Below are 14158 nucleotides of genomic sequence, written 5' to 3' on the forward strand. Positions count from 1 at the left end.
GAGTCACTTCTTCTGCCTTGCTATAGGCCCAAATGGCCTACAGCTGAGTCATTCTCGAAAGATATACAGACCCTAGGTTGACAAAGATTTCCCCGATTAACTTGCAAAACATTCCTCCGCGTCACTTATCATTTTTTATTTACCTGAGTATTTACCTGATTGCTGCGGAATTGCCGAGCACCGCTAGTTAAATTGTTTTTACAGGTTGAATTTAATAGTCACTATCGTAAAATCGCTATTAACTTACGAACCGTAATTAAATAGATGTTGAAACGAAATACGCAGGAAAGACGCAACACCATTTGCCAAATGGTAGCTGAACAAGGACAAGTCAGTGTTGATCAACTCTCTCATCTTTTTTCAACATCAGAAGTCACCATCCGTAAAGATCTCAAGTTACTTGAAACTGAAGGCTTGCTAATTCGCAATTACGGTGGGGCTAAATGTGTACCATCATTAAAAACCAGTTCTCAGCAGGATGTTTCGAATCGAAAGTTGGAAATTGCAAAAAAAGTTATCGAACTCATTCCTGATCAAAGTCGTTTAATTATTGATAGCGGCCAAACCGCCGCTGCTGTGATCCCTTTACTTGAAAATAAACAAGACTTGGTGGTCATGACCAATTCACTGCATGTCGCATCTCAGCTGTCTGAACTGGACAATCAACCTACGTTATTAATGACGGGGGGAACATGGGACCCGCATTCGCATTCTTTTCAAGGTCAGGTAGCAGAGCAAGTGATGCGTTCATATGACTTCGATTATTTACTTATTGGTGCCGATGGTATTGATCCTGAAAGAGGCACAACAACTTTTAATGAGCTGCTCCATTTAAGTCAGGTTATGGCTGATGTGGCTCATAAAGTGATTGTACTGGCAGAATCTAGCAAAATTGGGCGTCGCATGCCTAATCTTGAGCTGCCTTGGCAAAAAATTCATTGTTTAGTGACAGACAGTGCACTAACAACAGCAGATAAACAAAATATTACTCGTTTAGGCGTGCAAGTGATTTGCGCCTAAGCCAGATGAAATTTAAGACATTAGGACATTAATATGTGTGGAATAGTAGGTGGTGTAGCACAGCGTGATATTGCTGATATATTAGTTGCTGGATTACAAAGGCTTGAATATCGCGGCTATGATTCGGCAGGTGTAGCGGTTATTACAAGCGATGGTCAATTAAATCGGTTACGTAAAACCGGTAAAGTGGCAGAGCTTGCTGCTGCTGTTGCGGCTGATTATCCGTCAGGCGGCACTGGTATTGCTCATACTCGCTGGGCCACGCATGGCGAACCTAACGAAGCTAACGCGCACCCTCACCTTTCCAGTGAACGTATTGCTGTCGTGCACAATGGTATTATTGAAAACCACCATGAATTACGAGATAAGTTGCGTGCATCGGGTTACGAGTTTAGTTCGCAAACCGATACCGAGGTATTAGTTCACCAAGTACATGAATTTATCGAGCAAGGTGCCAGTTTATTAGAAGCCGTACAAAAAACGGCACAGGTGGTAAAAGGCGCTTATGGCACGGTTTTAGTGGATAAGCACAATCCCAATGAAATGGTAGTGGCTCGCTCAGGCAGCCCTTTAGTTATTGGCTTGGGTATTGGTGAAAACTTTATTGCATCTGATCAGTTAGCCTTGTTAGAGGTGACACGCAAATTTATCTATTTAGAAGAAGGTGATGTGGCGCATATCACTCGTCACGCAGTGCAAGTATTTGACGTGAATGGTCAACCTGTTGAGCGCCCTGTTAAGGAAGCAACAGGCTCAGTGGATGCTGCGGATAAAGGTGAATATCGCCATTATATGCTGAAGGAAATTTTCGAGCAGCCTACATCAGTTCGTCAAACGTTAGAAGGCCGTATCTCAACCAATGGTTTAGCACCCAATATTTTTGGCCAAGGTTTTACAGAAACTGTTGCTCAACTGAATCATATTCAGATCGTTGCCTGTGGTACGAGTTACCATGCAGCCATGGTAGCGCGTTATTGGTTGGAACAATATGCAGGTGTATCTTGCAACGTCGAAATTGCCTCAGAATTTAGATATCGCAAGTTTCATACCGTACCGGGTAGCATGATAGTCACTATTTCTCAGTCGGGCGAAACGGCGGATACGCTAGCAGCATTAAGACTGGCGAAAGAACATAACTACCTGTCTTCACTGGCTATTTGTAATGTTGATGGTTCTTCGTTAGTACGAGAGTCTGATTTTGCCTTTATGACACGGGCGGGTGCTGAAATTGGAGTGGCATCGACAAAAGCCTTTACGACACAGCTAGTCAGTTTGTTAATGCTGACATTAGCGATAGCGGATGAAAAAGGAATTAATGCTGCAGACAAGCAGATGATCATAGATGGTTTATTAGGCTTGCCAGCGAAAATAGAACAAGCGTTAACCTTGAGCCAGCCAATTGAAGCCTTAGCTGAAGAATTTGCTGAAAAGCATCATGCTTTATTTTTAGGGCGCGGTGATCAATACCCGATTGCAATGGAAGGTTCATTGAAGCTAAAAGAAATCAGCTATATTCACGCCGAAGCTTATGCAGCAGGCGAATTAAAGCATGGGCCAATCGCTCTGATTGATGCGGATATGCCAGTTATTGTCGTGGCGCCAAATAATGAATTATTGGAAAAGCTTCATTCTAACGTAGAAGAAGTGCGTGCACGTGGTGGTGTACTCTATGTCTTTGCCGATGCCGACGCTAATTTTAAAAGTGATGAAACTCAGCGGGTGATCAATGTGGTTAATACCTGTGATATTACAGCGCCTATGGTATATACCATCCCACTACAATTACTGAGTTATTATGTTGCCCTAATTAAAGGTACTGACGTTGATCAGCCTCGCAATTTAGCCAAATCTGTGACGGTTGAATAAAGCGCAATCTTATTGTTTAAGGTTGTAGATTCTGAATAAAGTTGGAAAATAACCCTAAATGAAAAAGCAGGCCTCATTGTAGGCCTGCTTTTTTATGTGCAAGTTAATTGGTTGGTAACCCTAGTTTGTCAAAGAATGCTCTGTTTCTTTCTTTCGCTGCTTTAACGAGTTGGTCAAAAGTTATAACTTCAATATATGCATGAGATGGTTCGTTGTACCCAAAATAACCCATTCCATCAGATGTAATTCGCAGATTAGCTCGACGGCAGCGGCGATGCATGGACTCAGTCAAGTCGCAAAGCACATAACAATACCCGGGGATATCGTCAAATCAGCAATTTCTGTAGTCAACTAACAGGAATTACTCAGTCAGAGTTAGATAATTCCGACAATTTTAAAATTGTTTTTTCAAATTTTTTGAACTGGTACCCAAAGACCTCAAAAGTGCTATTCGCAACCTGGGGAAGCTACGATTTAATTCAAATAAATATCGATTGTGCATCCAACAATCTGCCGCTTTTTTCGCCCAACGCTGCGTTGAATCTGAAAAAGATATTTAAAAAAGTAAACAAATTAAAAAAGCCTGTTGGCTTAGCGAGAGCTTTGGAATTATGTCAGTGTGAATTTAAAGGTAGTCACCATCGAGCCCTTGATGATGCGAGGAATACCGTTAAGTTACTGCCGTTTATTTTAAGCAACCCAAAGCCTTTATAGATTAAGTTTGATTTACTTGGCTTTCATAAGCGAACGCGAAATTCGTCGTAGGTTTAATATGAAACATCAAAAAACTCAGCGTAAAAACCCATTTAAAGCAGCGCCATTAAAGAACGCTGGTGTTGAGCGTGTAGATAAATCAAAACGGCTAGATGTTGATGCATTAGTGATTAATCCAGCAAATATTGATATGCAAAGGAATCGTGGCTTCGTCTATGTCCCTCAAAACAAGCAAGTACTGCACCCGGCACGATATTTTGAGCGCTTGTATTTGTCTAAGGCAACAGCAAAGGGGATGAATATTCAAGATGTCATAGATAACCTAGATATATCTGTTGAACATTTTGACGATTTTTTGAGTGAGAAAGTGTGTGTTGATACAGGCTTCGCAAAGAAACTTGAGATCGTCACAGGTATGACATTCGAATTCTGGTTACGTACTCAAAACAAATTTGATGATTCGAATAAAGTTCACAGCGAAAAGTGACTCTGCTCATAAGCGTTCAGGCTGCCGAAGTCATCAGTAGTTAAATATTCACAGAACTAATCATTGAATTTATATGACATAATATCCCAGCCTCCATTTTTCGACTGCTCGAATAACCATCATCTGCATGGCTCATAGGTCACCGAGTAAGAACTTGTTCAAATTTCTTACAAAAAACACTCCGTTGGCAATATAATATTCGATTAAAAATCACACGTTTAATGCAAATTTAAAAGGACTGGGTATGAATAATCAGGGCTGGATTCATTATTGGCGTAATTCTCTTGCCGATGCTGATAGCGCGAAAGGTGCATTAAAAAAGCAAGATCTAAAGAATTACGTGCGTGCTACAACCGGCGAGTTCAAAGAAGGTAAACTTAAACCAGATTCTACATTGCTAGAAGATCTGTTTCGCAATGAACCAGAAACCCTTACCGCTGTACAAATTCATCATCGACCGGTTACTTATTATCTTCGGAAAGTTCATGGCAAAGATTACATCAGTAATATGCCTAGTGTACTGACACCAATTGTCTGCACTTTATGGGTCAATCGTGAAGGTTTACTATTTCCCCACACCACGCCATTCATACCTCGTGATTTACTTGATCCTCAAGGAAATGACTCGTTTACTATCGCTAACGTCGATAAGCTCGATGAATTCCTGACATCAAATGAACTTCTAGCACAGCCTACTGAAAGTATTCCAGCCAAATTCGAACAAGAAGAACAGTATCAGATCCATCAAAAAGATTGGCACAACTACTATGAACTTACCCAAAAACTATTTTCCGATTACTGCGATAGAAACCGAATCGAGCAGTTCTATGAAGACATTAAAAGTGGAAGCTTAGTCAACAAAATCAGCGATTTCTTGGGAGCTTCAAGACATATATTAAAATTGTACGATAACCTGAGTACCTCAAACACAACCTTACCTCTGATTGATAGTTACGCAACAAAAACAGTAACCAACCATGATGAATGTATTGATGCCTCTCAGACAGTGAATTCGCGTTTGGGCCACTCAAATAGTCAATTTCCGCTAGCTAAAGCGCAATGTGATGCCTTGGCCCATACCTTAGCCATGCAAGAAGGCGACATTCTTGCAGTAAATGGTCCTCCAGGCACAGGTAAAACAACGTTTGTACTATCTGTAGTCGCATCACTGTGGGTTGAGTCTGCGCTAAAAGAGAGTCAGCCGCCGCTAATCATTGCGGCATCGACTAACAATCAAGCAGTCACCAACATCATTGATGCTTTTGGTAAAGACTTCGATGAAGGCGACGATGAACTATCAGGCCGATGGTTACCCGACATTTTTAGCTATGGTGGCTACCTACCATCGGCGTATGGAGCATTGGAAGCTGCCAAAAATTATCAAACTAATCATTTCTATGAAAAAGTCGAGCAGTTGGATTTTCTCGATCAAGCCCAAGCGCATTATTTGGATAGAGCAAAACAGGCTTTTCCACAACAAAATTTTGCTGATGTAACACAAGTTAAAGCGTATCTCCTCGCCGAATTACGCCAACATAAAAACCAGTTAGATCACATCCAAAACAATTGGCATCATTACAACCGCCAACTGCATGACATCCATTCTCGGCTAGGGGATAATCCCCAACAAACATTGGCAGATCAACAACAAGCCGTATCTAATGCACAAGCATTGAAAGATAACGCCAAAAAACACTTAATTGCTTGGCGAAGCTACCTCAGTAATGAATCTATATGGTTAACTCTGTTTAAGTGGTTGCCGCCAATCAAGAATAAACTTGAACTCCAGCGCAGGAGTTTCATGTTAAACCTTATTGAGCACGATGAGGATCAAATTGAGAATCTATCATCGGATCAGTTTGAGAGCCTACTCAAGCAAGTATTTTCTAGTAAAAAAGAAGATTTTGATTATAAAAAAAACCGTTATCAATCTTGGTTAGAGCGGTATCAAGAGTTTGAGCAATCACAACTGAATTGGCTTGATGCTATTCATGACTTTACTGAAGACTTTCCAGAGCAAACTATTCCACAACTGACCGAGATCGATTCGGTTTTAGATATCACGACCCGTTTTCGAATGTTCCGCTTAGCTTTCCATTACTGGGAAGCTTGCTGGCTGCTCTGTTGCCGAAGTTTGGGCCAAGATCTGAATAAGCAGGCCCAGAAAACAGGTTTGAAAACGGTTCGTCCTCGCTGGCAACGCCGAATGATGCTAACTCCTTGCATTGTATCAACGTTCCATTCTCTGCCTTCTCATATGACTTACCAGTCTCACGTTGGGAATAATGAATTTGAAACTGACTATCTACTCAATGAAATCGACCTGTTGATCGTTGATGAAGCAGGTCAAGTAGCTCCAGAAGTTGCCGCGGCCTCGTTCTCATTAGCCAAAAAAGCATTGGTGATTGGTGATATATACCAAATCCCGCCGATTAGAAATGTATGCTCATCAATTGACCGGGGTAATTTAAAGCAGCATAAAATTATCAGTTCTGATGATGAGTACACAGTCATTCAAGAGGAAGGCCGAAGTGTAGTGACTGGCAGTGTTATGCATGTAGCACAACAAGCAAGCCGCTTTCACTATATGCCGAAAGCTGAGCCTGGAATGTTTTTGCAAGAACATAGACGCTGCTACGATGAATTAATCTCATACTGCAATGATCTTTGCTATCAAGGTATCCTGATCCCCATGCGAGGACAAGCGACCGAAGATAGCCTCTACTCTCCTTTCAGTCATTTGCACGTCGACGGTATCGCAGAGTCATTTAGTGGCAGTCGACGCAATAAGTTAGAAGCAGAAACTATCGCTGCATGGTTAAATGCCAATAAGGTTGAAATAGAAAATTACTACGGCGAGCCACTAGCCAAGTGTGTGGGTATCATTACTCCATTTTCAGCTCAAGTGAATCAGATCAAGGCCGCGTGTGGTGAGTTCGATATCAAAGTAGGCAAAGGGGAGGAGCAATTAACCGTCGGCACAGTTCACTCTCTTCAAGGTGCTGAACGCAAAATAATTATTTTTTCCCAGGTGTACACCAGACACAACGATGGCGGGTTTATCGATATGGATCCGTCAATGCTCAACGTCGCTGTCTCTAGAGCCAAAGACGCATTCTTGGTGTTTGGTGATTTGGATATCATTGAAGCTGCATCATCATCTTCTCCACGGGGATTACTCGCCAAGTATCTTTTCACTGACGAACGAAATGAGCTTGAGTTTAGTATTGGTCAGCGCCCCGATTTATTACAAATATGCGGTCATCCGAAACTGCTAACCAATGCCGAAGAGCACGATGCGTTTTTATCAAAACTGCTGAGTGAAGTACAACGAAAAATAGATATAGTCTCGCCTTGGTTACTGCTAGACAAACTGCAATCAACTGGGCAGTTAGAACTACTAAAAACAGCACTACATAAAGGTGTCCAGATAACCATACACACCGACAGACATTTCAATACCACGGTCGCAAATCACGCAGACACCAATAAAGTAAAAGCGTTTCAACATTGCTGCGCGACCTTGGAACAGCTTGGTATCGTTATTAATGTGATAAATGGTGTTCATAGTAAAAGCGTTTTTGCTGATGATCGGTATATGGCCGTAGGGTCATTCAATTGGTTTAGTGCGAGTAGAAGCGGAAAATACGCCAATATCGAGACATCTTTAATTTATGTCGGTGAGCTAGAGAAGGAGATCAAAACTCAACTAGACTTCTTAAATAGCCGAGGCAGCAGAAACCCGCTGCCCGTAACGTAAACACAAAGTATCACTCTTTTGTCCTGAAGTTACTCAAAATCCTTTTCAGCTTATCCTCAGACAGTTAATTGCTAATTAGTCTCTTCTAATTAGCAATTAATAAGTAAGTGGCTGCCTCTGACATGAATTTTACTGGGAAATTTGGAACTTACCCGATTGAAGTAATCTGATTTTGGATATCTCAACAGAGCTTTTGTTTCCAACTTTGATTAATAGAAATTAGAGCGATTTTTGCTCACTCAAATGCTAGCGCTATTTTTGTTTCCGATTTTCCTCTAGCCGAGCCGTTTGTTACGAACCATAACTCGGGGCTCATAGATGATTTTTGTATCCAACTTTATTCAACATCTACAAAGGTGGCCATTTAAAAATTAATTTAGATGGCCATTTATTCCTATTCATTGAATTTCCCTTTCCAACATTATTCTAAATCCCCCCCTTGCCAATCGCAGTTTTTAGTTAAATTTCCGTCAATATGTTTAGTAAACGTAAACTTTAATGGTAAGTCGGGGCCAACTTTTGTTAACTTGGTTAGTTAATACTGATTAAATTCGTTGTCAGCTTAAGGCGACAAAATAATTTCTGTGTAAACAAAGATTTAACCATAAGTTGTAATGCAGTTATGTAATTATTGTCTTATAGTTATATTGATAATCTAATGAACAATTTTTAACAGCATTAAATAGTGTAAGTATTGTTCAATAATTAGTCAAAGTGTTCGGGTTTTAGGGGAAGCTGTCAAGATTCGAGTCCCCATGAGCATATGCTCTACTATGTGATTGGGGCGAGAAGCGCCGACAATGAACCATAAAACCTGAGCGAGAAGACTATAAAAACGATCAAGCGGACGGTGAACTATGCATTTAATAAGGTGGGCATTACTCCTATGCGGCTTTTGGTTGCTGCTGTCAGGATTTATTCAGCCTTTATTGCTCAGTTTCGGCGTGATTTCAGTAGCGCTAGTTATAATTACTTTAAAAAGAATGGATGCGGCTGATAGTGAACCTAAGCGCATTAGCATAGGTAGTCGGATTATTTTCTATTGTTTTTGGTTACTGGGGCAAATCGTCTTATCAGCTATTCAGGTGACTAAATTGATTTGGGGTGGTTCACACAGACTGTCACCAACCATAGCTAGGATCCCAATTAAACAGGTTACGCATAAAAATCGGGTGCTTTACGCTAATTCTATTACGTTGACACCGGGTACGTTAAGTGTTGACTTACAAGACAACGAAGTTGTAGTGCATGCTTTACAGCAGTCGTCTATTGATGAATTGCAGCAAGGCGATATGGAAAAAATGATCACAGGTCGTAGGAGTTAACTTCAGTGTTTGGGATTTTAGCAGCGGTATGCATTGCGATATTGGTGGTGATGGCATTGGCATTGGCGCGTTCATTTTATGCGCCAACCGTTTACGATCGTATTTTGGGTGTGAATATGTTCGGTACTAAAACCGTATTATTCATCGCGACAGTAGGCTTTTTGATGGGCCGCCCAGATTTTCTCGATATCGCCATCGTTTATGCATTAATCAATTTTATTGGTATGGTTGCGGTATTAAGGTTTTTTGAATATACCGCCCCAACAGAATAATAATTTATAAAAATAGTGATTTAACATGTCAATTTTAGATGTGATCAGCAGCGTTTTGCTTGTTAGCGGTGCCTTTTTTGGACTGAGCGGGGCAATCGGCCTGTTTAAATTTCCAGATTTCTTTACGCGTGTGCATGCGGCCAGTGTGACGGATTCATTAGCAGCTATGTTGATGATTGGTGGTTTATTGCTGCAAACGTCGTTCGACATTAATACGGCAAAGTTACTGTTTATTTTGATTTTTTTAATGATGACCACGCCGACAGCCTCGCATGCCTTAGCCAAATCTGCCCGCCATGGAGGCCTACTGAGCTTAGCTGAAAATAAAGAGCAACAAAGAGGTCAAGATAGTCATGGCTGAGTTTATAGATTTAGTCTTGCTAGCTATGCTGGCTCTGACTGCTTTGCGCGTTATATTTTTAAAAGACTTATTTGCTGTGGTTATGCTGTTTGGTATTTATAGCTTTTTGTCGGCATTAATTTTTGTCAGCCTAGATGCGGTTGATGTGGCATTTACCGAAGCGTCTGTGGGGGCTGGGATTTCAACTGTGTTAATGCTAGGTACCTTAGCGTTAACCGGCCGTACAGAAAAAGAAAATAAGCGCTCGTCTGTACTGCCTTTGCTAGTTGTTTGCGTTACTGGTGCGGCTTTAATTTATGGCACGCTAGACATGCCGCCGTTTGGACATCCAGACAACCCTGTCCATGAACATGTCGCGCCACGTTATATTGAAGAGTCACCGAAAGAAGTTGGCTTACCTAATATGGTGACTTCTGTGTTAGCTAGCTATCGTGGCTTTGATACGTTAGGCGAGACGGTAGTGGTTTTTTCGGCGGCTATTGGTGTATTGGCTTTGTTAGGCGTTAGACGACGTGAAGATAAAAACACGCCTGAATCAGGATTAAAAGCTCATTTAGTTTTGCGCTCGGTTGCCAAGTCAGTTATCCCTTTGGTTATTTTGTTTGCTCTTTATGTGCAGTTTCATGGTGATTTTGGCCCAGGTGGTGGTTTTCAGGCAGGGGTGATCGCCGCCGCGGCTTTTATTCTTTATGCCTTGGTTTTTGGTTTGCCTATGGCTTTCAAAGTGATAAAGCCCAAATTCTTACAAATGATGGCAGCAGCCGGTGTTCTACTATATGCCAGTGTGGGTTTATTCAGTATGGCAAAGGGGGGCTTATTTTTGGATTACAACCAATTGGCAGATGATCCGATAGCAGGTCAGCACTATGGCATTATTATTATTGAATTGGGTGTCGGCATTACCGTATTTGCGGTTATGTTAAGTATATTTTATGCGTTTGGCAGTCAAGCTGAGAGGGTTAATAAACCGTGACTTTTATCCTCGAGTATTACAACTATTGGATCGTTGTATTTTTAATGATGGCTGGTTTTTATATTGTGATATCAGCTAATAATTTAGTTAAGAAAATAGTGGGTTTGAATATATTTCAGACCTCAGTTTTCATGCTTTATATTTCAATGGGCAAAGTGGGTGGTGGTACCGCGCCAATTGTGGTTGAAGGTGCGACTCAATACTCTAACCCCTTACCCCATGTTTTAATTCTTACCGCTATTGTTGTGGGCGTGGCGACCACGGCGGTAGGATTGTCGTTAATCGTGCGTATTAAACGCGCGTACGGCACAGTGGAAGAAAACGAATTTAAAAATGAGGATGACGCCATCTAATGCTTGAACAACACTTGGCTGTACTTCCAATTATATTGCCATTAATTGCAGCCCCAATTACGTTAATTTTAGGCCGTTCATCACTCTCTTGGGGCTTTGCTACCTTTATGAGTGCTTGGGCGTGTTTGGCATCTTGGCAACTATTGATGTCGACTTTATCCAATGGTGTATTGAGTTATGCGGTTGGTGGTTGGCCTCCACCATGGGGCATTGAACTGAGAGTCGATAGTGCCAACGCTTTTGTACTATTGGCTGTTTCTGCAGTATCTACCTTGGTATTAATTTATGCCAAGAAGAGTATTCACAAAGAGATAGAATCATCAAAGCATGTGCTGTATTACACCGCGCATTTACTGTGCTTGGCAGGTTTGTCTGGCATTTTGATGACAGGTGATGCCTTCAATTTGTTTGTATTCTTAGAAATTTCATCCTTAGCGACCTACACCTTGGTCAGCTTAGCTTCTGATCGACGGTGTTTAACAGCGGCTTTTCGTTACTTGGTTATGGGTACTATCGGCGCGACATTTATATTGATTGGCGTTGGTATGCTTTATATGAAAACCGGCACCTTAAATATGTTGGACTTAGCTAATCGGATTGATATTTATGATAGCAGCCGAACAATCAATACCGGCCTAGCCTTTATTATGGTTGGGGTCAGTATTAAGTTGGCGTTATTTCCATTACATATGTGGTTGCCTCCAGCTTATACGCATGCGCCTTCAGCCGTCACGGCATTTCTTGCTAGTACCGCGACTAAAGTTGCTGTGTATGTGATGATCCGTTTTATTTTCACCGTGTTTGGCGCAGAGCATGTTTTCCACGAGATGGGCATGGATCTCATTTTAATGGCGCTGGCGATTGTCGCTATATTTAAGTGCTCATATATGGCAACCGTGCAGAGCAACATAAAAGCACTACTGGCCTATAGTAGCGTTGCGCAGATTGGCTATATGATCTTAGGGGTAAGTTTGGTTAGTGTTGGCGGTTTGATGTCCGGCTTGTTGCACATATTTAACCACGCCTTGATGAAAGGGGCCTTGTTCATGGCGGTGGGTGCCGTTTTTTATCGTTTAGGTTCGGTGGATATCAAAGCCTTCAAAGGACTAGGGCGTAAAATGCCATGGACTATGGCGGCGTTTACTATTGCGGGTTTAAGTATAATTGGTGTGCCGTTAACCGTCGGTTTTGTCAGTAAATGGTATTTGGTTGGCGCTGCATTGCAGCAAAACCATTGGTTGTTAGCTGGCTTGGTTTTAGCCGGTTCACTATTGGCCGTTGTGTACATAGGTCGAGTACTTGAGGCGGCTTATTTTCAATCAGCCCCTAAATCTGATGTTGAAATAAAAGAAGTGCCTTTGATGATGCTAATCCCTATGTGGCTATTGGTTGCGGCTAATGTCTATTTTGGTATTGATACCTCTTTGACCGTTGAAGCCGCAGACAAAGCAGCACAGTTACTGTTTGCTGGTTCAAATGGACTGGAGGGTACAAAATGAACCTTTGGACTTTTGTTGAACCCGCCAGCTTGATTAATTTAGCTATTATTATTCCGTTAGTTGGTGCGTTTATTTTACTGCTAGCAGATAAACAGCCAAATATTCGTGAAGCTATTACGCTGACGACAGCAACTTTATTGTTTACGGTTGTGTTGTCGATTGCTGACAACACATTTAATCGTGTTGATATGCAAACCCAGTGGCTTGAACTGTTTCCTGGTGTAGGTTTGTCTTTTGTAGTTGAACCATTAGGGGTTCTTTTTGCTTTAGTGGCGAGCTTTTTATGGATTATCACCACTATTTACGCCATAGGTTATATGCGCGGTCATCATGAAAAAAATCAAACGCGTTTCTTTTTTTGTTTTGCCTTGGCCATTAGTTCAGTCATGGCAATTTGCTTTTCAGGCAACTTGATAACCCTGTTTGTATTTTACGAAATATTAACCTTGTCTACTTATCCTCTGGTGACACATGCCGGAACAAACGCTGCGAAAAAAGGTGGGCGTACTTATTTAGGTGTTTTATTAAGCACCTCCATCGCATTTTTGTTATTTGCTGTGATAGGGACATGGGCGGTGACAGGCTCGGTTGACTTTCAAGCGGGCGGAATAGTGCAGGATGTTGACAATAAATTTATTTTAGCTTTGTTATTGGTTCTGTTTTGTTACGGTATTGGTAAAGCGGCGATTATGCCGTTTCATCGCTGGTTACCGGCAGCTATGGTGGCACCAACCCCTGTATCAGCTTTGTTACATGCTGTCGCTGTGGTTAAAGCGGGGGTGTTTAGTATTTTGAAGGTTGTCATTTATATCTTTGGCTTTGAATCTCTCAAAGACATCCCGACGACCGATATCATGCTTTATATTGGCGCGGCAACCGTGTTGCTGTCTTCGCTTATTGCCATGACTAAAGATAACTTGAAAGCCCGTTTAGCTTATTCAACAGTAAGCCAGTTAAGTTACATTGTGGTTGGTGCATTACTCGCATCACCGATTGCGGCTACAGGAGCAGCTTTACATATTGCTACTCATGCTGTGGGTAAAATAACCTTATTCTTTTGTGCAGGGGCCATCATGGTGGCTAGTCACAAGAAAAACATTAGTGAAATGGTGGGGCTTGGTCGCACTATGCCGATCACTATGGCGGCCTTTGCGATTGGCGCAATTAGTATTATCGGTTTACCGCCTATGGCAGGTACGTGGAGTAAATGGTTTTTAACTATTGGCGCGCTTGAAGCGGATAAACAGATTATTGCCGCTGTATTGATCGTGAGTTCACTACTAAACATCGCCTATCTACTGCCAATCCCGATAAAAGCGTTTTTTGCTAAATCAGAGGATGGTGTTTCATCTTGGTGTCGCTCGGATGTTAAAGAAGCGCCTCTACCTTCACTAATTGCTTTAGGTATTACCTCTGTTGGTTGTTTTGCTTTGTTTTTCTACCCGCAACCTTTGATTGAATTAATTAACTTGATCCCCAGCATATCAGGCTCATTGGATAGTGGAGGCTAAATGAAATTAAATATCAA

12 protein-coding genes are annotated in these 14158 nt (G+C 41.6%); all 12 read left to right on the top strand.

What is annotated here, in order from left to right; all coding sequences use genetic code 11:
* Positions 1–264 precede the first annotated feature (264 nt).
* The 12 genes from C2869_RS08275 (at position 265) to C2869_RS08335 (ending at position 14141) form a co-directional block, all read left to right on the top strand.
* Complete coding sequence (locus tag C2869_RS08275; protein ID WP_108602487.1) at positions 265–1020, top strand: DeoR/GlpR family DNA-binding transcription regulator; 756 nt, start codon at positions 265–267, stop codon at positions 1018–1020.
* Between the two features lie 33 nt (positions 1021–1053).
* On the top strand, positions 1054–2886 hold the full coding sequence (gene glmS, locus C2869_RS08280; RefSeq protein ID WP_108602488.1) for a glutamine--fructose-6-phosphate transaminase (isomerizing): 1833 nt from the start codon (positions 1054–1056) through the stop codon (positions 2884–2886).
* 330 nt (positions 2887–3216) lie between these two features.
* Positions 3217–3600, top strand: a complete 384-nt coding sequence (locus C2869_RS23135; RefSeq protein ID WP_108602489.1) for a 3'-5' exonuclease — start codon at positions 3217–3219, stop codon at positions 3598–3600.
* A 58-nt stretch (positions 3601–3658) separates the two neighbouring features.
* On the top strand, positions 3659–4087 hold the full coding sequence (locus C2869_RS08295; RefSeq protein WP_108602490.1) for a helix-turn-helix transcriptional regulator: 429 nt from the start codon (positions 3659–3661) through the stop codon (positions 4085–4087).
* Between the two features lie 244 nt (positions 4088–4331).
* On the top strand, positions 4332–7847 hold the full coding sequence (locus tag C2869_RS08300) for an AAA domain-containing protein (protein ID WP_108602491.1): 3516 nt from the start codon (positions 4332–4334) through the stop codon (positions 7845–7847).
* Positions 7848–8704: 857 nt separating this feature from the next.
* Positions 8705–9172: a Na+/H+ antiporter subunit E gene (locus C2869_RS08305; protein WP_108602492.1), complete on the top strand. Its 468-nt coding sequence runs from the start codon at positions 8705–8707 to the stop codon at positions 9170–9172.
* A 5-nt stretch (positions 9173–9177) separates the two neighbouring features.
* Positions 9178–9444 (top strand): monovalent cation/H+ antiporter complex subunit F, encoded by a 267-nt coding sequence (locus tag C2869_RS08310; protein ID WP_408011893.1) that lies wholly within the window; start codon positions 9178–9180, stop codon positions 9442–9444.
* Positions 9445–9469: 25 nt separating this feature from the next.
* The gene (gene mnhG / locus C2869_RS08315; RefSeq protein WP_108602493.1) at positions 9470–9805 is read left to right on the top strand and encodes a monovalent cation/H(+) antiporter subunit G; all 336 of its coding nucleotides are present in this window, start codon (positions 9470–9472) and stop codon (positions 9803–9805) included.
* Positions 9798–10778 (top strand): DUF4040 domain-containing protein, encoded by a 981-nt coding sequence (locus C2869_RS08320; protein ID WP_108602494.1) that lies wholly within the window; start codon positions 9798–9800, stop codon positions 10776–10778. The genes mnhG and C2869_RS08320 overlap by 8 nt, the downstream gene beginning before the upstream one ends.
* Positions 10775–11131 carry a cation:proton antiporter subunit C gene (locus C2869_RS08325; RefSeq protein ID WP_108602495.1) on the top strand — a complete coding sequence of 119 codons (357 nt, stop codon included), beginning with the start codon at positions 10775–10777 and terminating at the stop codon, positions 11129–11131. The genes C2869_RS08320 and C2869_RS08325 overlap by 4 nt, the downstream gene beginning before the upstream one ends.
* On the top strand, positions 11131–12630 hold the full coding sequence (locus C2869_RS08330) for a monovalent cation/H+ antiporter subunit D family protein (protein WP_108602496.1): 1500 nt from the start codon (positions 11131–11133) through the stop codon (positions 12628–12630). Before C2869_RS08325 ends, C2869_RS08330 begins: the two co-directional genes overlap by 1 nt.
* Positions 12627–14141 (top strand): monovalent cation/H+ antiporter subunit D family protein, encoded by a 1515-nt coding sequence (locus C2869_RS08335; RefSeq protein ID WP_108602497.1) that lies wholly within the window; start codon positions 12627–12629, stop codon positions 14139–14141. Before C2869_RS08330 ends, C2869_RS08335 begins: the two co-directional genes overlap by 4 nt.
* Positions 14142–14158: the final 17 nt, after the last annotated feature.

This window comes from Saccharobesus litoralis (genome assembly GCF_003063625.1).
GTDB lineage: Bacteria > Pseudomonadota > Gammaproteobacteria > Enterobacterales > Alteromonadaceae > Saccharobesus > Saccharobesus litoralis.

Coding starts and splice junctions, on each gene's coding strand:
- glmS (WP_108602488.1), top strand. CDS start 1,054: ATGTGTGGAATAGTAGGTGGTGTAGCACAGCGTGATATTGCTGATATA.
- C2869_RS08320 (WP_108602494.1), top strand. CDS start 9,798: ATGGCTGAGTTTATAGATTTAGTCTTGCTAGCTATGCTGGCTCTGACT.
- C2869_RS08300 (WP_108602491.1), top strand. CDS start 4,332: ATGAATAATCAGGGCTGGATTCATTATTGGCGTAATTCTCTTGCCGAT.
- mnhG (WP_108602493.1), top strand. CDS start 9,470: ATGTCAATTTTAGATGTGATCAGCAGCGTTTTGCTTGTTAGCGGTGCC.
- C2869_RS08295 (WP_108602490.1), top strand. CDS start 3,659: ATGAAACATCAAAAAACTCAGCGTAAAAACCCATTTAAAGCAGCGCCA.
- C2869_RS08335 (WP_108602497.1), top strand. CDS start 12,627: ATGAACCTTTGGACTTTTGTTGAACCCGCCAGCTTGATTAATTTAGCT.
- C2869_RS08305 (WP_108602492.1), top strand. CDS start 8,705: ATGCATTTAATAAGGTGGGCATTACTCCTATGCGGCTTTTGGTTGCTG.
- C2869_RS08275 (WP_108602487.1), top strand. CDS start 265: ATGTTGAAACGAAATACGCAGGAAAGACGCAACACCATTTGCCAAATG.
- C2869_RS08330 (WP_108602496.1), top strand. CDS start 11,131: ATGCTTGAACAACACTTGGCTGTACTTCCAATTATATTGCCATTAATT.